This window comes from Sinomonas sp. P47F7 (assembly GCF_049332655.1).
Taxonomy (GTDB): domain Bacteria; phylum Actinomycetota; class Actinomycetes; order Actinomycetales; family Micrococcaceae; genus Sinomonas.
In genome coordinates, this window is sequence record NZ_CP186327.1 from 1,625,297 (window position 1) to 1,644,163 (window position 18,867).

Consider the following 18,867-nt stretch of genomic DNA (forward strand, 5'->3'; position numbering starts at 1 on the left):
ACCTCACGAGGATCCGCCCCGAGGACGTAAGCCGACAAGAGGCGACCACACGCTACTCCCGACCCCCATAGCGCGGCAGCGCCCCTGAATCGCTAAGGTGGTGACGTGGCAGGGCTGATCAAACCGGAGGACATCGCTGAGGTGCGCGCGCGCACCGACATCAGGGAGGTCGTCGAGGGGTATGTCACGCTCAAGAGCGCGGGCATCGGCTCGTACAAGGGCCTATGCCCGTTCCACGACGAGCGTTCGCCGTCGTTCCACGTCCGCCCTCAGGTCGGCACCTATCACTGCTTCGGCTGCGGCGAGAGCGGGGACGTGATCAGCTTCGTCATGAAGCTCGACCACACGGGTTTTGCCGAGACGGTCGAGAAGCTCGCGGCCCGCATCGGCTACGAGCTCCACTACGAGGAAGGCGCAGGGCCGCGCCGCGAAGAGGTCGGCCGGCGGCAGCGGCTCCTCGACGCGCACAAGATCGCCGCAGAATTCTTCCGCGACCAGCTCCTCACGCCGGGGGCCGCGGCCGGCCGCCAGTTCCTGTTCGAGCGCGGCTTCGACCGCAGCGTCGCCGAGCAGTTCGGCGTCGGCTTCGCGCCGCAGGGGTGGGACAGCCTCCTCAAGCAGCTCCGCGGCCGCGGCTTCCGGGACGACGAGCTCAAGCTCACTGGCATGTTCTCCGAGGGCAATCGAGGCCTCTACGACCGCTTCCGCGGGCGGCTCGTGTGGCCCATCAAGGACATCGCGGGGGACGTCATCGGGTTCGGCGCCCGCCGGCTCTTCGACGACGATCAGGGGCCCAAGTACCTCAACACCCCGGAGACCGCGCTCTACAAGAAGTCGCAGGTCCTCTACGGGATCGACCTCGCGAAGCGGAACATCGCGAAGAAGCGCCAGCTCGTGGTCGTCGAGGGCTACACCGACGTCATGGCGTGCCACCTCGCAGGGATCGATACCGCGGTCGCGAGCTGCGGCACGGCGTTCGGCAGCGAGCACATCAAGATCGCGCGGCGCCTCCTCTCCGACGACGGCACCGGGGGAGAGGTCGTCTTCACGTTCGACGGCGACGCCGCCGGTCAGAAGGCCGCCCTGAAAGCCTTCGAGGAGGACCAGCGCTTCGTCGCCCAGACCTACGTAGCGGTCGAGCCGAACGGCATGGACCCGTGCGAGCTCCGCCAGCACCGCGGCGACGCCGCTGTTCAGGGCCTCATCGACAGCCGTCGACCGCTCTTCGAGTTCGCGATCCAGGCGGCGCTGCGCAAGCACAACCTCAACACGGTGGAGGGGCGCGTCTCGGCCCTTCGCGAGGCCGCACCCGTCGTCGCCCAGATCCGGGACCACGCCATCCGGCCTGCGTACACGCGCGAGCTCGCGAAATGGCTCGGTATGGCCCCGGACGACGTCTCGCGCGCCGTGGGCGCCGCGGCACGCCGCGCGCCGGGCGAGACACCCGTCGTCGGCCGCGCCGACCGGCCCGATCCTCGCGATCCGGTTGCGACCCTCGAGCGGCAGGCGCTCGAGGTCGCACTCCAGCATCCCGAATCGCTGGACGACAACGCATGGCGCGACTTCGGGCTCGCCCACTTCACCGCGCCTGCCTACCAGGCCGTCCACGCCGCCATCGGTGCGGCGGGTCGCCCAGCCGCCAGTGGCGAAGGGCTCTCGGCGTGGGTCGAGCGGGTACGCGACGAGGCCCCGGAGCCGCTCCGGGCGCTCCTCGCGGAGCTCGCCGTCACACCGCTTCCGGCCTCGACGCAGGAGTCGCTCGAGCGCTATTGCCGGGACATCCTCGCGGGCCTGTTCGAGCTCCAGATCACGGCTCGCAAAGCGGAGCTCATGGGGCAGCTCCAGAGGCTCGACGCGAGCACCCCGCCGGAGGAGCATCACCGCCTCAACCGCGAGCTCATGGAGCTCGAACTGCGGCGCCGTCAGCTGCGCCAGCGGGATTGAGTCGATTTCCGATCCGGCCTCGCTCCCTGCTAATCTTTAGGGCGTTGCGCCTTCCCCCGTAGCTCAATTGGCAGAGCATTCGACTGTTAATCGAAGGGTTACTGGTTCGAGTCCAGTCGGGGGAGCTTGGAGCCCCATGCCCTCTGGCATGGCGGCGCCATTCCCCCGTAGCTCAATTGGCAGAGCATTCGACTGTTAATCGAAGGGTTACTGGTTCGAGTCCAGTCGGGGGAGCCACTGGCCGGAATATCATGGATTCATGGCCGCGCGGAAGGTCACCCTGCCTGCCGGGTGGACCCGTTACGAGGGTCCACTCCTGACGATCTGGCGCGTGCGGTACGAGCGGACCTACGGCGAGGGTTCCGCCGAACACTACGCCGACGGCATGTTCGTCCGCGACCATCGCAGGCCCATCGCACAGTGGATCAACTACTCGTTGAAGTCGGCGATCCTCGTCGCCCCCGAGACCCCCACCGGCTGGCCGGTCCAGCGCTTCGCGGTCTACTACGCCCCGCCGGGCGACGGCCTCGAGCCCATCCTGACCGCACGCCACGAGTGGCAGCCCCGCGGACCCCGGGGGTCGACGACGGACGCGGACGCCTTCGCGGCGGCGGTCGAGTCCGCCGAGCAGTTCCTCGTCGCAGAGGCCGCCTTCGGCGCGATCGGCTGAGCGGGCCGCGCACCACCCATCACCCTCCGCCTTGCCCCGAAAGCGCGGGGGTCAATGGTAGCTTTGGTGACGGACCGCCACGTGGTCCTGTCAGCTTCGGCCAGAAGGGGAAGGGGCCCAGCGATGAGTGGTCGCCACAGCTCGCCTGCCGTGAGGCGTCCGCGCCTCGCGGCCTTGCCGGACCTTGTGGGTCAGGCAGCGAGATTGGCCCCCCGTCAGCTCAACGACGAAATAGCGCTCGCGAAGTACGAGCTCAAGGAACGCGGGGTCAAGGTCGGCGTCGGGGCTGCGCTCTTCGTCGCCGCCCTCATCTTCCTGGGCCTCCTCGTGATCGCCCTCGTGGTGGCGGCGATCCTCGGCCTCGCTACGGTCATGCCGGGGTGGCTCGCGGCGCTCGTGGTGAGCGCGGCGTTCCTCATCATCCTGGCGATTGCGGCACTTCTTGGCCTGTGGAGCGTCAAGAAGGCCATGCCGCTCGTTCCCGCAGACGCGATCCGCGGGATCCGGCATGATCTCGGCGTCATCACGGAGGGCCGGGACTTCGACCCGCGCGTTCTCGACCCCACCACGATCCAGTACAAGCGCGCTCAAGCGGCCAAGGAGGCCGCCGCGGCGAAGGCCAAGATGGAGAAGGCTGCCGAGGACCGGGCTCACGGCCGGATCAAGCCGCCGACTCCGAGCGAGGCACAGCTGCGCGCCCGCATCGAGAAGCGCCGCGACCACATCCTCGACGTCCGTGACGGGCTCGTCGAGGAGCTTGACATCAAGCGCCAGGCGGAGGCGCTCGCCGGGGACGCGCGCGATGCGTTCGATCGCCTGCGGGGCGCTGCGTTCGCGAGGGCCCAGCGGGCCTCGCGCGCCTCGTCCGGCAGCGGGGCTGGCGAGCCGACGGCGGCTGCTGAGCCCCGCGCGTCGTCCGCTGCGGACGCCGTCAAGGAGCGGTGGGCGCCGATCGCGGTCTTCACGGTCTCCGCGACCGCGTTCGTCGTCCTCCTTCGCAAGCTGGTGAAGAGCTGACGCGGCCTCGGGCCGCTGCTCGGGATTGTCGATGAGGATCTTCGGCGCGGGTGCTCGACCCGGACGGCCGTCGGTGCATCACGACCGGGTGCTGACCGTGCCCAACGTCCTCACGGTGGTGCGTTTCATGGGGGTGCCGCTGTTCATGTGGCTCGTCCTCGGGGCGCGTGAATATGGCTGGGCGGTCTTCGTTCTCGCGGTCATGGGCGGGACGGATTGGGTGGACGGGTATATCGCCCGGCGTTTCGATCAGACCTCCGAGCTCGGGCGCGTGCTCGACCCGGCCGCCGACCGCCTCGCCCTCCTCGCGGTTGGCCTCACCCTGGTGCTCGCCGGCGTGGTCCAGTGGTGGTACTTTGCGGCGCTTCTCCTGCCGGACGTCGTGCTCGGCACTGCGTCCCTCTTCTACTTCCGCAACCACCCGGATCTGCCGGTGAGCCGCGTCGGCAAAGCGCGCACGGCGCTCCTGCTGGTCGGAACGCCGCTCCTGGTGCTGTCGAAGCTCCCGATCCCCGGCTCGGGAGCCTACCTCGCGCTCGCCTGGGTGTTCCTGGTCCTCGGACTCGTGGGCCACTGGATCGCGGGCTACAACTACTTCTGGGCCATCGTCCGCAAGGGCCGCGGCGTGCGCAGCGAGCGGCGCGCCGGCGAGGACGACGGCGGGGCGGGCGGCGCAGCGGACGACGGCGGGGTGCGGCTCTGATGGTCTGGTTCGCGGTCGTCCTCGCGCTCCTCGGGGCCCTGTTCCTTGCGCTGGGCGCCCAGCGGCAGGGCAGCGCCGTCAAGCTCGACACCGGTGGGCTGGGGCTCAACTCCAACGGGTTCCTGCGGCTCTTGCGAAACCCGCGCTGGCTCTTCGGGCTCCTACTCCTCGGCCTCGGACTCCTGTCTAACATGATCGCCCTCATCACGGCCCCGCTCACGGTCGTCCAGCCGATTGGCGCGATCGCCCTCGTGATCACGACCGTGGTGAATTCGAAGGACCAGGGGATCACGCTCAACCGTCCCACCGTGGTCGCGATCAGCTCGTGCGTCACGGGATCCGCGATCTTCGTGCTCCTCGCGGTCAACGCGACCGCCGAGAATCACCACGTCTCGAGCGCCGAGGAGCTCACGATCGTGCTCCTGCTCGTCCTCGCGATCGCCGTGTTCGGCGGGCTCGCCGTGGTCTTCCGGCAGCGGCTCAACGCGTTCGTTTTCATTCTCGGGGCGGGGGTCCTGTTCGGCTTCGTCGCGGTGCTCACGCGCATCATCGGCCGCCAGCTGCTCGATCCGAACGGCCTCTTCCTACTCAATGTCCAGTGGTATTCGATCCTTGCGATCGCGGCAGCGGGCGGGCTTGGTTCGTGGTTCGTGCAGAACGCGTATTCGGCCGGGCCGCCTGATCTCGTGATCGCGGGGCTCACCGTGATCGACCCCATGGTCGGCGTCGCGATCGGCATCACGATCCTCGGAGAGCTTCGGCCACATGTTCCACCCGTGATGGGAATTGGCATGGCTGCGGCCGCGCTCGTTGCTATCGTGGGTGTCGTTGCCCTGTCCCGGCACCACCCGGAGGTCACGAGCCGCAAGAACGAAGCGGCCCGCGAGCTCCGCGGATCCGCCGGACCGGGGCAGTGACCGGCCGACCAGGAGAGATATACGTGACCCTGCCCGACCCCGAGGTCCCGACCGACAAGCCGCTGACGATCCTGATCGGCGCCGACACCTACCCGCCCCACGTGAACGGCGCCGCGCAGTTCGGCTACCGTCTCGCGAAGGGCATGACCGCGCGCGGCCACAACGTCCACGTGCTCGCGAGCCGCTTCGAGAGGGGCAAGAGCTTCACCGAGGCGCGGCCCGAGGCTACGGTTCACCGCCTCCGCTCGCACTCCGTGCCGACCCACCCGTACTTTCGGGTCGTGTTCCCGTGGGAGATCAAGAAGGAGATCGCGCTCCTCTTCGATCGCGTCCAGCCGGACGTCGTGCACATCCAGAGCCACTACATGATCGGCGAGCACGTCCTGTACGAGGCGGTGAAGCGCGGCATCCGCGTCATCGCGACCAACCACTTCATGCCGGAGAACCTCAACCCGTTCCTGCCGTTCCCGAAGTGGTTCCTCGACATCGTCGGACGCCAGTCCTGGAGGGACATGGGCAAGGTCATGGGCAAGGCCAACGTCGTCACGACTCCCACGCCGCTGGCCGCCAAGGCGATGCATGACCACGCGTTCCTCCACCAGGTCATCCCGCTTTCGAACGGCATCGATTCCCACGCGTACGAGCTCGGGCCCGGGGAGCGTGTCGAGCGGAACCCGTGGCCGACCGTGCTCTTCGCGGGCCGGCTCGCCGAGGAAAAGAACGTTGACGTCCTCATCGACGCGGTCGCGAAGCTGCCTGCCGAGCTCAATGTGCACCTCGAGATCGTGGGGGACGGCGAGATCCGGCCCCGCCTCGATGCGCAGGTCGAACGGTTAGGCATGGGCGGCCGAGTGCGCTTCCTGGGGCTCGCGCCCGACGCCGAGCTGCGCGAGGCGTACATTCGCGCCGACGTCTTCTGCATGCCGGGCACCGCGGAGCTCCAGTCGCTCGTGACGCTTGAGGCCATGAGCGCGTCGACCCCCGTGGTCCTCGCCGACGCCATGGCGCTCCCGCACCTCGTGCGCGACGGCGAGAACGGCTATCTCTTCCGCCCTTACGACCGCGACGATCTCGCCGCGAAGCTGCTCGCGATCCTGAGCCTGCCGGAGGCCGACCGTTCCGCGATGGGCAAGGTGAGCCACGAGATGGTGCAGAGGCACAGCATCAAGTACACGCTCGACACGTTCGAGGCGCTGTACCGCGGGGCGGACACCGTGCCGCCGCACGGCTGACCTCGGCGGGCCGTCGGTGCAGGCGCGTGAGCTCCTGTAGCCTGTAATGCGCAGCGAATGCTGTTGCGCGGGGGTGTAGCTCAGCCGGTTAGAGCAGCGGACTCATAATCCGTCGGTCGCGGGTTCAAGCCCCGCCGCCCCTACTATTTGGACGGGCCCTCGAGCCCTGCGCGGGGACCGAACGGGCCATTCCGCAAGAACCATTCTTGCCTTATCGTGTGGGCAGGCCGTTCCGTCTGGTCCCCATTGTCGAGGCAGTCGGCGCGGCCCAAGGATTGGGGAAGCGTGGGCCAGCGAACTGAGCATCTCATGCGGCTCCGGCGTGCCTCGGTCGAGGCGCTGTGGACCGGTCGTGCCGCCGCGCTCGCAGGAGCAGCCGTCGCGATCCTCTCGTCAGCGAGGGCAGTTCCGCTCGTGCCGGTCGCGGGCCTTGTCTTCGCCGCGGCCGGCGTGCTCATGGGCGTCATGGCAAGGCAGAGGATCCTGGAGATCGACCGCGAGCTTCGGAACGCGGCGAGGGTTCGTCGGAACGGGCCGAGCGCGAGCCTCCCGGTGCGCGAGCCCGTCGCGGCGGGTGCCGAGGCGACGCCGTCGCTCTCGGGACCGACATCGGGCCGCGCGCCGTCCGCCCCGTCCGTGGATCGTGAGCTCGCGGCCACGCTGTGGGAATTGGAGCACGAGTTCGACCTGAGGCGCGCCTTGCGCTGCGTGTACGACGGCGCGGAGGGCGACGGCGCGCGGGTCGTCGACGCCGTCATCGGCGAGTCCGCCCTGCTTTCCGCGACCGTGTACGACCTGAGGACCAGACGAAGCTGGGAGCGGCTCGTGCTGAGCGCCCCGGGGATCCTCGCCTTCCTTCGCGAGGAAGACTTGGACCGGACGGAGGCCGCGGCCTGGCCGTCTCTCGTCGTGGCGGACCAGGAATTCGAGGGCTGCGTCTTCTGGCTTCCCTCGGGCGGGAGGCGGTGGAACCCGGCGTGGAAGATTGCGTATACGAGCTCACCGGACAGCGATCCGTACATGAATCTTCAGGTCGCCCACCGCGGTATCGTGCGGATCAGATTCCGCATCGCGGACCGCCCGGAGGGTCCGATCCGGGACGGGCTGTGGGCACAGTTCGAGGTCCTCGCTCAGCGGGTTGCTGACGCCGTCGAGCGTCCCCGCTGACTGGCTGAGGTCCTCATGTGGGCGGCGCCGCGTCAGCCCTGGGACTCTTCGCCCCTCGCGTCCCACTCGTCCGTGCGGCGGAGGTGATCCTCGGGCCCCTGATAGGCGGCGAGGTCCTTCCAGTTCTCCGGCAGGCCGGTCGGCTGGTGCGCGCCCCCGCGCCGGGCCTTCCGCCGTGGCTCGCCTTGCAGATTCCGCTCGCTCAGGGACGGGCCGTGTGCGGCTGCCACGACCGCGGCGGCCTCAGAGAGCGTGCGTCCGATCTTCAGGAGCGCCTCCCTGTCCGTGTCTGAGGCGAGCGAGATGCCCGGGACGTGGAGTGCGTCGGGATCCGTTTCGGCGACGTCGAGCCCAAGTGATCGCGCCGCGGCCATGACGATCTCGGTCGTGCTCGCGCCGGTTGCCCTCTGGAGACCCCTGATCGTGTCCGGGTCGGGAAAGTTCTTCAGCGGCGAGTTGATGAGCTGGAAGAGTCGTTTGCCGGTCGGCACTCCGCCGCATGCTCTCGACATCGCCTCGAAGGACCAACCGCGGGCTGCCTTGACGTCAGCGAGCAGCGCTCCGAGATCTGGCTGGCTCATCACTCTCCCCTCATTCGCGTTGGACAGCGTCGGTCCAACTCCTGAATCTTAGGCATCTCTCGCCGCCACGTGCCGACACGCCGACACGCGGTGCCTAACATGTGCCTAACCTTTCGACTCCAAGATCCCCGGAATCTCGGGCCAATCTGGGGTGGGGTGCCTAAGATGTGCCTAACTTTGGTTGGTCTACCGTTACCCCCTGCTTGACGGTGGATGCGCCGGTCGATTGAATGGAGTAACGCACCAGGCATCGGACGTACCGGAGGGGGTGGCACGCCGACATGCGCATGAGGCTCGTGGCTCGTGACGCCCTCGTGGAGCTCATGGCCCTTCGCGGGTGGTCGAACCGGGGCCTCGCCGGGGTCGTTGGATGCGCTCCCGGAACGATCGACAACCTCGTGTCCGGGAGGACGCAGGCCGTCAACAATGTCCGCACAGCCAAGAGCATCTGCCTCGCGCTTGACGTGCCGTTCGAGATCTTTTTTGTACCCATGTCGTCTAGTAGTACTTCATATGTCAGATATTTTGAATCGGGGGCGAATGGGTTCCGGAGCGTCAGGGGGCAGCGTGAGGAGACTGTTGAATCTCGCGGCTGAGCGCCAGCTCTATGTGGTGTTCGCGAGGATTGTTCTCTCCGCCTTGAGCGGGATCTTCCTTGGGGTGGCCGTTCTGCTGATCGTGTTGACTGGCCGCGGGCGTGACCGGAGAAGCGAGGGTCGCTAGCCCTTCGAGCGCTATCGGACTCGGATGTTCGCCGTGTGCGTCCGAACCGACGCTTCTTCCCATGGCCGTTTGAGTCGGAACGTGATCGTGCCGCTGGCCATGGCCCGCAAGGCGAAGCGCTGAACGATGGGAGCCCCCGGGGTTGGGGGAGCCGCCGCTGTTGCGCCCTCGGGCATCAGAGAGTGGCCGGTGACGGCGATGCCATCTGGCAGGCCAGCGACCTCCCAGCGATAGCCGGCTCCGCCCGAGCGTGAGAGATCCACGGAGAATTCGGCTCCGGCCTCGACCTCGCGTGTCTCACTCGAATCCTGAGCAATCTCCACGCGGGCGATTCTTCTCCCGCCTCCGGACTGAGGCAAGGCGATAATGCGCCCGGGGCGGAGTCCTGCGCTCTTGATGGCCGTGGGCCTCGATGCTATGTTACTGATCAGTAACTACTGGCCAGCAACAACCTGGCCGAGAGGTCAGGAGGACCCCGTGGCGCCTACGAATCCCGCCGAGCTTCCCTACGCCGACGGCGACTTCTACGCTTTCGAGGCCCTCCTTTCTGACAAGGAGCGCGATCGGCTGCACGAGGTCCGTGGCTGGCTCGACGCCAACGTGCGTCCCATCGCCGTGGACTGCTGGAACCGTGCCGAGTTCCCGCACCACCTCGTGCCCCGACTCGCCGAGCTTGACGTGGTGAGCCCGGTGCGGCGCCAGGGTCACTCGAACCTCCTCGCGGGGCTCCTGCACGCCGAATTTACGCGCGCCGACGCCTCGATCGCGACGTTCATGGGGGTGCACGACGGGCTTTTCACGGGTTCGCTCGAGCTCCTCGCATCGCGCGAACAGCAAGAGGAGTGGCTGCCCGACGTCTACGCCCTCCGCAAGATCGGCGCGTTCGGGCTCACTGAACCGCTCGGTGGCAGCGATGTGGCGGGCGGGACGCGAACCACGGCGCGTCGGGACGGCTCGACGTGGGTGCTCAACGGCGCGAAGCGCTGGATTGGCAACGCGACGTTCTCCGACTGGATCGTGGTCTTCGCGCGCGACGTGGTCGACGACCAGGTCAAGGCCTTCCTGGTCGACACCTCGCTCGAGGGCTACTCGGCCGCCAAGATCGAGAACAAGATCTCCCTGCGCACGGTCCAGAACGCCGACGTGACGCTTGAGAACGTCGTGGTACCGGACGAGTTCAAGCTCGCCCACGGCAACAGCTTCCGCGACACGAACCGCGTGCTCAAGGTGACAAGGCTCTCCGTCGCGTGGCAGGCCGTCGGCCTCCAGATGGCCGCGTTCGACGTTGCGCGACGCTACGCGGTCGAACGAATGCAGTTCGGCCGTCCGATCGCCTCCTTCCAGCTCGTTCAGGACCAGCTCGTGACCATGCTCGGGAACACCGTGAGCTCGCTCGGCCTCATGGTGCGGCTGTCCCAGCTCGAGGAGGCCGGGCAAGCGCGCGATGAGCAGTCCGCCCTCGCGAAGGCCTTCACGACCGCACGCATGCGAGAGTCGGTCGCGTTGGGCCGCGGGATCCTTGGCGGGAACGGCATCGTCACGGACTACGGGATGGCTAAGGTCTTCGCCGACGCCGAGGCAGTGTTCTCCTACGAGGGCACGCACGAGATCAACACACTCGTGGCCGGCCGCGCCATCACCGGAATGTCCGCGATCGTCTAGATCCGCCGTGTCACCGCGGTCACCCGCCGCCCCACGGCAAGAGGACCGACGGCCGGGTGTCCGCGACGAACTTGAGCGGGTCCACGTAGTCGTCGCCCTCGCGCACTCCCCAGTGCACGCAGGGCCCCGCGCGGCAGTGTGTGTCCCCTCGGCTAAGCCGCCCGAGCGTCTCGCCTGCCGCGACGCGCGTGCCGGCGGCGAGCGTCGTCTCGACCGGCTCGAAGCTGCTTCGGAGCCCGTTCCCGTGGTCGATGGTCACGACCGGCCGGTCGACGACCGTCCCTGCGAACGCCACCACGCCGGCGGCGGGGGAGCGAAGCTCCTGCTCGGGCGAGGCTGCGAGGTCCACGCCGCGATGCCCGGCGAGCCACGGCTTCTCCGGGGCGTCAAAACTGCGCACGACGGCGGGCCGCGGCGCGAGCGGCCACTCCCACCCCGCGAGGGGCGCGGCCCGGGGGGATGCGGCCCGAGGAAGCGAGGCCGGGGGAGGCGCGGCCCAGGGCAGGGCGAGCCACGGAACGAGCAGGGCCAGTGCGAGCGCGAGTCGGGTTCCGGCGAACGGGGCGAGCATGTCTCGAGCCTTCCGCTCGGCCGGGCGCAGAGCGAGGTGCGCTGGGCGCCATGTGGACTACCGCCGTCGTCCGTTTGTGGGGAGGAGAATTGCGGGTGCCGCCACGTGAAACGGGCCCGCGGGAGCCGCCGCGGCGGCCAGACCCGCTCGTGCCCCTGTAGTACACTGAGAGCCGCGGCCTTCTGCTCCCTCACACATGACAGGTGCTTGCCATGCCATGCGAGAGGTGCAGGAAGTCGACTCCGCGCATCCGGCGCCGAGCCGTCACACGGTTCGGCACTGCTGCCTGACGGTCCGCCCAGTTGATTCAGCGGGGCGGCTCGGGCTCGCAGGGGATGCCAGGGACTGCGGCCGGCCGGCCGCCGTCAGAGAACCGTCAGAACAAGGGCAGGGGCAAGGGTAGCCGTGAAGGCTCCCTCACGAAATGACCTGCCGGAAGGAGCGTCGGCATGCCCGTCGTCACCATGCGCCAGCTGCTCGACAGCGGCGTCCACTTCGGTCACCAGACCCGCCGTTGGAACCCGAAGATGAAGCGCTTCATCTTCACCGAGCGCAACGGCATCTACATCATTGACCTCCAGCAGTCGCTCTCCTACATCGACCGCGCCTTCGAGCACGTCAAGGCCACGGTCGCCAAGGGCGGCACGGTGCTCTTCGTCGGCACCAAGAAGCAGGCCCAGGAGGCCATCGCCGAGCAGGCCACGCGCGTCGGCCAGCCGTACGTCAACCAGCGTTGGCTCGGCGGCATGCTCACCAACTTCTCCACGGTTGCCAAGCGCATCCAGCGCCTCAAGGAGCTCGAGGAGATCGACTTCGAGGACGTGGCCGGTTCGGGCCGCACCAAGAAGGAGCTCCTCATCCTCCAGCGCGAGAAGGACAAGCTCGAGAAGACCCTCGGCGGCATCCGCAACCTCACCCGCACGCCGGCGCTCCTCTGGGTCGTTGACACCAAGAAGGAGCACCTCGCGGTTGACGAGGCCAAGAAGCTCGGTATCCCGGTCGTGGCGATCCTCGACACGAACTGCGATCCCGACGAGGTCAACTACCCGATCCCGGGCAACGACGACGCGATCCGCTCCGTCAACCTCCTCACCCGTGTGGTGGCCGACGCGGTGGCCGAGGGCCTGATCGCCCGCAACAACCGCGCCGCCGGCTCCGAGGGCGCCTCGTCCGCCGAGCCGCTCGCCGAGTGGGAGCGCGAGCTCCTCGAGGGTCAGAACGCAGAGGAGGCCACTCCGGCCGCCGAGGAGGCCACCCCGGCCGCCGAGGAGGCCACCCCGGCCGCCGAAGACGCTCCGGCCGAGGGCGAGCAGAACTAGCCCCCAGACCATTCCCCCAGGCCGGGCACCCGCCCGGTCTGGGGGCCGACGGCAGGATGGCACCGGACCCGGTGCCATCCTGCCACTGTGAGAAGTGCAGATAACAAGACAGAGGGGTTCACATGGCGAACTACACCGCTGCTGACATCAAGGCCCTGCGCGAGCGCACGGGTGCCGGCATGATGGACGTCAAGAAGGCTCTCGACGAGGCCAACGGCGACGCCGAGAAGGCCATCGAGATTATTCGCATCAAGGGCCTCAAGGGTGCGACCAAGCGCGAGGGCCGCTCGACCGCCGAGGGCCTCGTGGCCGCGAAGGTCGAGAACGGCGTCGGCGTCATGGTCGAGGTCAACTGCGAGACCGACTTCGTTGCCAAGTCCGCCAAGTTCATCGAGCTCGCCGATCAGGTTCTCGCCGCGGCCATCGCCTCCGGCGCTGGCGATGTCGAGGCCCTCCTCGCGGCTCAGATCGACGGCAAGCCCGTGAGCGAGTTCGTCGTCGAGGAAGGCGCCGTGCTCGGCGAGAAGGTCGCCGTCCGCCGCGTGGCGCGCATCGAGGGCGCGACCGTGGACGCCTACCTCCACAAGACGTCCAAGGACCTCCCGGCTCAGGTCGGCGTGCTGCTCGCCGTGAGCGGCGAGGGCGAGGCCGCCCAGGCCGCCGCCCACGATGTTGCCGTGCACGTCGCCGCGATGTCGCCGAACTACCTCCGCCGCGAGGACGTTCCGGCCGACCTCGTCGAGTCCGAGCGCCGCATCGCCGAGGAGACCGCTCGCGCCGAGGGCAAGCCCGAGGCCGCGCTCACCAAGATCGTCGAAGGCCGCGTGACCGGCTTCTTCAAGGGCGAGGTGCTCCTCGACCAGGCGTTCGCGAAGGACGCCAAGAAGAGCGTCGGCCAGGTCCTCCAGGAGGCCGGGGTCGAGGCGACCGCGTTCGCGCGCTTCCGCGTCGGCGCCTAGCAGATCCACCCCCGGGCTGTTCGCAGCCCACCAGCGTGAGGGGCGGCCACCCCGTGTGGCCGCCCCTTTTGCGCGCCAGCAATGCCGATAATCTAGACCAAGGCCATATCCACCGGTTCGAGGGGACAGATCACTCATGGACACCGTACAGACCGACGTGCAGACCGCTACTCTCCCCATCGCGGACGATCCCCTCCCACCGCGCCGGCGCCGGGTGCTGCTCAAACTGTCCGGCGAGGTCTTCGGCGGCGGCAAGCTCGGCGTCGACCCGGCCACCGTGCGCGGCGTGGCGCACCAGATCGCGGCCGCGGTCGACGACGTCGAGGTCGCCATCGTGGTGGGCGGCGGCAACTTCTTCCGCGGGGCTGAGCTGTCGCAGAGCGGGATGGACCGATCCCGCGCCGACTACATGGGCATGCTCGGCACGGTCATGAACTGCCTCGCGCTCCAGGACTTCCTCGAGCAGGCAGGCGTCGAGACCCGCGTCCAGAGCGCGATCACGATGGGCCAGGTTGCCGAGGCGTACATTCCTCGGCGCGCGATCCGGCACATGGAGAAGGGGCGCGTCGTGATCTTCGGCGCGGGCGCCGGGCTCCCGTATTTCTCGACCGACACCGTGGCCGTCCAGCGCGCCCTCGAGGTGCACGCCGACGTGGTCCTCATGGCCAAGAGTGGTGTCGACGGGGTCTATACGGCGGATCCCAAGAAGGACCCCGAGGCCCGCAAGCTCGAGCACCTCACCTATGACGACGCGCTCCGCCGCGACATCCGGGTCATGGATCAGACCGCCATGACGATGTGCAAGGACAACGGACTCACCATGATCGTCTTCGGCATGCAGGGCGAGGGGAACGTGACGAAGGCGATTCTTGGCGGCGAGCTCGGCACGGTGGTGACTCCGTAATCCCGCTAGGATGTCAGCAGCCCTTCAGCGCTAGCCAGCTGTCAGCAGTCCACGAATCAGGAGCCAAACAACCGTGATCGAAGAGACGCTTCTCGAAGCCGCCGAAAAGATGGAGAAGGCCGTCGAGGTGGCCAAGGAGGACTTCGCCGCGATCCGGACCGGCCGCGCCAACCCCGCCCTGTACGCGAAGGTCATGGTGGAGTACTACGGCACCCCGACGCCGCTCCAGCAGCTCGCGTCGTTCCAGGTCTCCGACGCGCGCACGATCCTCATCACGCCGTTCGACAAGACCGCCCTGCGCGACATCGAGCGTGCGCTGAGCGACTCCGAGGTCGGCGCCAACCCGTCCAACGACGGCAGCGTGATCCGCGTGGTCCTCCCCGAGCTCACGCAGGAGCGCCGCAAGGAGTACGTCAAGATCGTCAAGGGCAAGGGTGAGGACGCGAAGGTGTCCATCCGCAGCATCCGCCGCAAGGCCAAGGAGTCGATGGACCGCCTCGTCAAGGACGGCGAGGTCGGCGAAGACGAGGGCGTGCGCGGCGAGCGGGAGCTCGACGGCCTGACCAAGCAGCACACGGACAGCGTCGACGAGCTCGTAAAGCGCAAGGAATCCGAGCTGCTCGAGGTCTGATGACCGTTCCCCAGCCCGAGGCCGGCCCACAGTCTGGACACGAGCCAGAGCACGCTGGGCCGGTCCGCGACGCTCCGGGCGCCCCGATCTCCCGACGCGCCCGCCGCGATGCGGACGACGCCGAGAAGGCGGCCGCTGCCGCTGTGGCCACCCCGCCGACCCCGAGGGCGGGGCGGAACCTGCCTGCCGCTATCGTCGTGGGGCTCGTCTTGCTCGCCGCCGTGCTCGCTGGACTCTTCCTGTGGCCGATGGGCTTCGTGTGTGTTGCGACGGCCGCGGGCGTGCTCGGCGTATGGGAGGTCTTCCGGGCACTTCAGACTCGGAAGACGACGATTCCTATCGTCCCGGTGCTCGTCGGCTCCGTGGCGATCCCGTTCTCGGCGTTCTTCGGCGGCCCCGAGGCGCAGCTGTTCGCGCTCGTCGCCGCAAGCGCTGCCGTCCTCCTGTGGCAGAGCCTTGAGTCGGCTCACGGTGCCGTGAACAACGTGATCGGCGGCGTCTTCGTGCTGCTGTGGATCCCGTTCTTCGTCGGCTTCTCGGTTCTGCCGCTGCACGATTCAGGGGTCTCGCCGCCGCCCTTGGGGGTTTGGCCCGGCCTCGCCGTGCCGCACAGCGTTCTGCAGCTCATCGTGACGCTCCTCTTGGTGTTCGCGAACGACACGTTCGGCTACATTGTCGGGGCGAGCATCGGGAGGCACCCCATGGCGCCGAAGATCAGCCCCAAGAAGTCGTGGGAGGGCTTCGCCGGGTCGGTCGCGGGCGCCGTCGTCATCGGCGTGCTCGGCACGGTCTTCCTGCTCGGGCGCCCGTGGTGGGTGGGCGTCGTGCTCGCGGTCGCCATGGTCGGCGCCGCGACGGCCGGGGACCTCGCGGAGTCGATGGTCAAGCGGGAACTCGGCATCAAGGACATGAGCAGCATCCTGCCGGGGCACGGTGGGATGATGGACCGGCTCGATTCGATCCTGTTCGGCGTCCCGGTGGCGTACGTCGTGTTCAGCCTCCTGCCCGCGGCGTGATACGGCAAGATAATGATTGACATAGAGGACGGAGGCACTGTGGCGCGCAATGGTTCGGGAGCCGCGGCTGGTTTCAATCGCGTCGGCCGAGGCGAGCTCGGGTACAGCCCCAAGCAGGTCGAGAAATTCATGGAGGCCGCCCGGGCCTACCTGCGCAATACGTCCTCCGCGGAGCCCGTGACGAGTCATCAGGTGCGCAGTGTCGCGTTCGATGCCATCCGCGGGGGCTACGACGCGGGTCAGGTGGACGCCGCGCTCGACCGGCTTGAGGACGCTCTCGCGCGCCGCGAGCGGGACGAGCTCATCGACCGCCAGGGCGAGGAGGCGTGGCTCCACGAGGTCGGGCACCTCGCGAGCGTGCTCCGCGCCCGGCTTCTCCGGCCCGACGGCGACCGCTTCCGCCGCCCGTCGAAGAACGGCGCACCGAGCTACCATCCGCGCGACGTCGACGAGCTGTGCCACCGGCTCCTCAACTATCTGGAGCACGACGCGGTCATGAGCGCCGACGACGTCCGCACTGCCGTCTTCCGCACGGTGACCGGCCGGGACGGCTACGAGGAGACGCAGGTCGACGCGTTCCTCGACCGCTGCGTCGAACTCATCGCGAAGATCGCCTGAGACGGCGCGGGCGCGGTTCGCGCGCTAGGATCGTCCGCCCAGCTCGCCCCGAAGCGGGAGCCGCAGCGTGAACGTGCTCCCGACGCCGAGTTCGCTGACGCACTCGAGTTCGCCCCTGTGCCGCACGGCCACCTCGCGCGCGAGCGCGAGCCCGAGGCCGGTTCCCGGGATTCCCGAGCGGAGTGCCGACGAGCCCCGCTGGAACCTCGTGAAGATGCGCTTGAGGTCTTCGGGCGGGATCCCGATGCCCTGGTCGGCGACCGTGAGGACCGCCCACGGACCGTCGCGCCGTGCCCTGAGCGTGACCGTCGAGCCCCCGCCGGAGTACTTGAGCGCGTTCGAGACGAGATTGTCGAGGACCCGCACGAGGCCCGTCCTGTCGCCGAGGACCGGCAGCACGCCGTCGTCCGTAAGCTTGATGGTGATGTCGCGGCGCGCGGCGTCGGGCGAGGAGGAGTCCACGGCGTCGCCGGTGAGCTCGGCGAGATCGAGCGGGGTCCGCGGCAGCTCGGCGGCCCCGGGCGTCGCGGCGGCGAGGATATCGTCCACCATCTTGTTCAGGTGCTGCGCGTTCCGGGCCATGACGAGGGTGTCAGCTCGTGCTGCTGGGCTCAGGGAGGCATCCTCGTGGAGCAGCTCGGCGTAGCCGAGGAGGCTCGTGAGCGGCGTGCGGAATTCATGGGACATGGCGGCGAGGAACGTGTCGCGGGCCCGAATCGCGGCGACGACTTCGGTGACGTCTGAGAAGGCCAGGACCGATCCGGCTACCTCGCCGCCCGCATCGCGGAAGGGCCCTGCCGAGACGGACACCGTGCGGGCCCGCTGCCCGCGGCCCAGCCGATAGAGCTCGTGCGAGATCACCTCGCCCGCCACAACGCGCGCCGCGGGCCGCAGCTTCGGCTCGACGAGTTCGTCGGAGCTGTCCGCGTAGACGAGCAGCTCGGGCTCGCGCGCGGTGTTGACGCCGTCGGGCAGCGCCGATTGGTGGATCTCGCGCTGCTGCGCGTTCATGAGCACGACGTCACCTACGGTATCGACGACCACCACGCCGACGTCGACCGTGTCGACAATCGTCTCGAGGAGTTGCTGGCGCGTCTCGCTGCGGTCGAGCAGTTCCTCGATCCGCTTGCGCTGAGTCCGGCCGCTCAACGACGAAATTGACGTCGCGACCCCCAGCACGAACATGATGAACGGCGTGAGGAGCTCGGAGGCGAGGCTATGGATGTTCGCCGTGCCGTCCATGAAGTGGGGCATCCAGACCATGAGGAGCGTCGCGATCGCGCCGAACGCCACGGCAGTCCGCGGACGATAGCCCGCACTCGCGAGCCACAGGATCGGGAACACTGCGAGGAGGCCCAGGCCTGGCAGGAGGTCTCCATCGCTGAAGCGGAGGAGGCCGATCGGGTAGAAGTCCAGCACGGGGATCGCGAGGAAGGACCATCGCGGAAGCCGCTCCCAGGGGACCGCCGCGCACGCGGCGAGCACGGCCAGCGCGAGCAGTTGGCTGATCACGAAGCCCGCATCCGCGAAGTCGGCGGTGTCGGCCAGCGCCGAGATCCCGCATACGAAGATCATCGTGAGGTTGAGCGGGAGCTGCCTCAGCACGACCTGGGCCCGTAGCCCCAGTTCGTGGAAGCGGCGTTGGCCGAGGAGCATGACATCCAAGACGACGTCCATGGCTTCCATTCTGTGACAAAAGCAGTCACGTGTCCTTACCCGGGTGGGCGTGGTCCCCGTTCGAGAAGGGGATCCATGCGGAAGGGGATGAGCTCGCCCATGGCGAGTGCCGTGTCGGTGCGTTCGACGCCGTCGCACGCGAGGATCTTGCCGTTGATCCGGAAGAGGTCCTCGGCGTCCACGGCGACGACGCGGAGGAGGAGGTCGGCTGTGCCCGTCAGCCCGTGGCCTTCGAGCACCTCGGGAATCCTGGCGATCTCCTCGGTGATTCCCGTCAGTTTGCGCTGCTGGACGTGCACCGTGATGAAGGCGAGGAGCGGATACCCGAGCGAGGCCGGGTTGATGCGGCGGTCGAACGCGAGGAAGGCGTGGTGTTCGAGCCGGGCGAGGCGGGCTTGGACCGTGTTGCGCGAGAGTCCCAGCTCTTGGGCGAGGGCCACGACGGTGCGGCGTGGATCGTCGGCGAGTGCGCGCAGGATCCGAGTGTCGGTGGCATCCACGGGGTGCATGATGCGCAGGTTAGCACGGTGCGGGAGGCTCGAATAGGGCATCCTGC

At 68.5% G+C, this 18,867-nt stretch carries 19 protein-coding genes and 3 tRNA genes; 17 read left to right on the forward strand and 5 right to left on the reverse strand.

Annotated elements, in window-relative coordinates; genetic code table 11:
• The first annotated feature begins 105 nt into the window (after positions 1 to 105).
• From dnaG to ACOKR1_RS07745, 10 genes are all read left to right on the forward strand, one after another.
• Positions 106 to 1,944 carry a DNA primase gene (dnaG, locus tag ACOKR1_RS07700; RefSeq protein ID WP_422936104.1) on the forward strand — a complete coding sequence of 613 codons (1,839 nt, stop codon included), beginning with the start codon at positions 106 to 108 and terminating at the stop codon, positions 1,942 to 1,944.
• A gap of 52 nt (positions 1,945 to 1,996) precedes the next feature.
• Positions 1,997 to 2,069 (forward strand) — tRNA-Asn (locus ACOKR1_RS07705).
• Between the two features lie 36 nt (positions 2,070 to 2,105).
• Positions 2,106 to 2,181, forward strand: a tRNA-Asn gene (locus tag ACOKR1_RS07710).
• 22 nt (positions 2,182 to 2,203) lie between these two features.
• Complete coding sequence (locus ACOKR1_RS07715; protein ID WP_422936105.1) at positions 2,204 to 2,614, forward strand: hypothetical protein; 411 nt, start codon at positions 2,204 to 2,206, stop codon at positions 2,612 to 2,614.
• A gap of 123 nt (positions 2,615 to 2,737) precedes the next feature.
• Positions 2,738 to 3,631 carry a phage holin family protein gene (locus ACOKR1_RS07720; RefSeq protein ID WP_422936106.1) on the forward strand — a complete coding sequence of 298 codons (894 nt, stop codon included), beginning with the start codon at positions 2,738 to 2,740 and terminating at the stop codon, positions 3,629 to 3,631.
• A 31-nt stretch (positions 3,632 to 3,662) separates the two neighbouring features.
• Positions 3,663 to 4,334: a CDP-alcohol phosphatidyltransferase family protein gene (locus tag ACOKR1_RS07725; protein ID WP_415854495.1), complete on the forward strand. Its 672-nt coding sequence runs from the start codon at positions 3,663 to 3,665 to the stop codon at positions 4,332 to 4,334.
• Positions 4,334 to 5,251 (forward strand): DMT family transporter, encoded by a 918-nt coding sequence (locus ACOKR1_RS07730; RefSeq protein ID WP_422936107.1) that lies wholly within the window; start codon positions 4,334 to 4,336, stop codon positions 5,249 to 5,251. The genes ACOKR1_RS07725 and ACOKR1_RS07730 overlap by 1 nt, the downstream gene beginning before the upstream one ends.
• Before the next feature lie 23 nt (positions 5,252 to 5,274).
• Positions 5,275 to 6,483: a glycosyltransferase gene (locus ACOKR1_RS07735; protein WP_422936108.1), complete on the forward strand. Its 1,209-nt coding sequence runs from the start codon at positions 5,275 to 5,277 to the stop codon at positions 6,481 to 6,483.
• A gap of 69 nt (positions 6,484 to 6,552) precedes the next feature.
• A tRNA-Ile gene (locus tag ACOKR1_RS07740) sits at positions 6,553 to 6,626 on the forward strand.
• A gap of 142 nt (positions 6,627 to 6,768) precedes the next feature.
• Positions 6,769 to 7,650, forward strand: coding sequence for a hypothetical protein (locus tag ACOKR1_RS07745; protein ID WP_422936109.1), 882 nt, complete (start codon positions 6,769 to 6,771; stop codon positions 7,648 to 7,650).
• A 32-nt stretch (positions 7,651 to 7,682) separates the two neighbouring features.
• Here the strand turns inward: ACOKR1_RS07745 and ACOKR1_RS07750 are convergent, their stop codons facing one another.
• Positions 7,683 to 8,231 (reverse strand): hypothetical protein, encoded by a 549-nt coding sequence (locus ACOKR1_RS07750; RefSeq protein WP_422936110.1) that lies wholly within the window; start codon positions 8,229 to 8,231, stop codon positions 7,683 to 7,685.
• A 734-nt stretch (positions 8,232 to 8,965) separates the two neighbouring features.
• The gene (locus ACOKR1_RS07755; protein WP_422936111.1) at positions 8,966 to 9,277 is read right to left on the reverse strand and encodes a protease inhibitor I42 family protein; all 312 of its coding nucleotides are present in this window, start codon (positions 9,275 to 9,277) and stop codon (positions 8,966 to 8,968) included.
• A gap of 154 nt (positions 9,278 to 9,431) precedes the next feature.
• Here ACOKR1_RS07755 and ACOKR1_RS07760 point away from each other — a divergent pair, with 154 nt between their 5' ends.
• Positions 9,432 to 10,616, forward strand: coding sequence for an acyl-CoA dehydrogenase family protein (locus ACOKR1_RS07760; protein ID WP_422936112.1), 1,185 nt, complete (start codon positions 9,432 to 9,434; stop codon positions 10,614 to 10,616).
• Between the two features lie 19 nt (positions 10,617 to 10,635).
• Here the strand turns inward: ACOKR1_RS07760 and ACOKR1_RS07765 are convergent, their stop codons facing one another.
• On the reverse strand, positions 10,636 to 11,187 hold the full coding sequence (locus tag ACOKR1_RS07765) for a M23 family metallopeptidase (protein WP_422936113.1): 552 nt from the start codon (positions 11,185 to 11,187) through the stop codon (positions 10,636 to 10,638).
• Positions 11,188 to 11,636: 449 nt separating this feature from the next.
• Here ACOKR1_RS07765 and rpsB point away from each other — a divergent pair, with 449 nt between their 5' ends.
• The 6 genes from rpsB to ACOKR1_RS07795 all read left to right on the forward strand — a co-directional run bounded on the left by rpsB (position 11,637) and on the right by ACOKR1_RS07795 (position 16,634).
• Positions 11,637 to 12,506, forward strand: coding sequence for a 30S ribosomal protein S2 (gene rpsB / locus ACOKR1_RS07770; RefSeq protein WP_422936114.1), 870 nt, complete (start codon positions 11,637 to 11,639; stop codon positions 12,504 to 12,506).
• Between the two features lie 122 nt (positions 12,507 to 12,628).
• Positions 12,629 to 13,465, forward strand: coding sequence for a translation elongation factor Ts (tsf, locus tag ACOKR1_RS07775; protein WP_415854506.1), 837 nt, complete (start codon positions 12,629 to 12,631; stop codon positions 13,463 to 13,465).
• 136 nt (positions 13,466 to 13,601) lie between these two features.
• Positions 13,602 to 14,369, forward strand: coding sequence for a UMP kinase (gene pyrH, locus ACOKR1_RS07780; protein WP_415854507.1), 768 nt, complete (start codon positions 13,602 to 13,604; stop codon positions 14,367 to 14,369).
• A gap of 73 nt (positions 14,370 to 14,442) precedes the next feature.
• A complete protein-coding gene (gene frr, locus ACOKR1_RS07785; protein ID WP_422936115.1) occupies positions 14,443 to 15,000 on the forward strand; it encodes a ribosome recycling factor in 558 nt (185 codons plus the stop codon).
• Positions 15,000 to 16,016 carry a phosphatidate cytidylyltransferase gene (locus ACOKR1_RS07790; RefSeq protein WP_422936116.1) on the forward strand — a complete coding sequence of 339 codons (1,017 nt, stop codon included), beginning with the start codon at positions 15,000 to 15,002 and terminating at the stop codon, positions 16,014 to 16,016. Before frr ends, ACOKR1_RS07790 begins: the two co-directional genes overlap by 1 nt.
• A gap of 12 nt (positions 16,017 to 16,028) precedes the next feature.
• On the forward strand, positions 16,029 to 16,634 hold the full coding sequence (locus ACOKR1_RS07795) for a DivIVA domain-containing protein (protein ID WP_422936117.1): 606 nt from the start codon (positions 16,029 to 16,031) through the stop codon (positions 16,632 to 16,634).
• 24 nt (positions 16,635 to 16,658) lie between these two features.
• Here ACOKR1_RS07795 and ACOKR1_RS07800 read toward each other — a convergent pair whose 3' ends face one another.
• The gene (locus ACOKR1_RS07800; protein ID WP_422936118.1) at positions 16,659 to 18,311 is read right to left on the reverse strand and encodes a sensor histidine kinase; all 1,653 of its coding nucleotides are present in this window, start codon (positions 18,309 to 18,311) and stop codon (positions 16,659 to 16,661) included.
• Positions 18,312 to 18,346: 35 nt separating this feature from the next.
• Positions 18,347 to 18,820 carry an Lrp/AsnC family transcriptional regulator gene (locus ACOKR1_RS07805; protein WP_422936578.1) on the reverse strand — a complete coding sequence of 158 codons (474 nt, stop codon included), beginning with the start codon at positions 18,818 to 18,820 and terminating at the stop codon, positions 18,347 to 18,349.
• Between the last annotated feature and the right edge of the window lie 47 nt (positions 18,821 to 18,867).

Bases quoted from the DNA above. Each gene is read 5' to 3' on its own strand.
- ACOKR1_RS07720 (WP_422936106.1), top strand. From the start codon at position 2,738: ATGAGTGGTCGCCACAGCTCGCCTGCCGTGAGGCGTCCGCGCCTCGCG.
- ACOKR1_RS07725 (WP_415854495.1), top strand. From the start codon at position 3,663: ATGAGGATCTTCGGCGCGGGTGCTCGACCCGGACGGCCGTCGGTGCAT.
- ACOKR1_RS07750 (WP_422936110.1), bottom strand. From the start codon at position 8,231: ATGAGCCAGCCAGATCTCGGAGCGCTGCTCGCTGACGTCAAGGCAGCC.
- ACOKR1_RS07765 (WP_422936113.1), bottom strand. From the start codon at position 11,187: ATGCTCGCCCCGTTCGCCGGAACCCGACTCGCGCTCGCACTGGCCCTG.
- ACOKR1_RS07795 (WP_422936117.1), top strand. From the start codon at position 16,029: ATGATTGACATAGAGGACGGAGGCACTGTGGCGCGCAATGGTTCGGGA.
- rpsB (WP_422936114.1), top strand. From the start codon at position 11,637: ATGCCCGTCGTCACCATGCGCCAGCTGCTCGACAGCGGCGTCCACTTC.
- ACOKR1_RS07730 (WP_422936107.1), top strand. From the start codon at position 4,334: ATGGTCTGGTTCGCGGTCGTCCTCGCGCTCCTCGGGGCCCTGTTCCTT.
- ACOKR1_RS07800 (WP_422936118.1), bottom strand. From the start codon at position 18,311: ATGGACGTCGTCTTGGATGTCATGCTCCTCGGCCAACGCCGCTTCCAC.
- pyrH (WP_415854507.1), top strand. From the start codon at position 13,602: ATGGACACCGTACAGACCGACGTGCAGACCGCTACTCTCCCCATCGCG.
- tsf (WP_415854506.1), top strand. From the start codon at position 12,629: ATGGCGAACTACACCGCTGCTGACATCAAGGCCCTGCGCGAGCGCACG.
- ACOKR1_RS07805 (WP_422936578.1), bottom strand. From the start codon at position 18,820: ATGCACCCCGTGGATGCCACCGACACTCGGATCCTGCGCGCACTCGCC.
- ACOKR1_RS07715 (WP_422936105.1), top strand. From the start codon at position 2,204: ATGGCCGCGCGGAAGGTCACCCTGCCTGCCGGGTGGACCCGTTACGAG.
- ACOKR1_RS07790 (WP_422936116.1), top strand. From the start codon at position 15,000: ATGACCGTTCCCCAGCCCGAGGCCGGCCCACAGTCTGGACACGAGCCA.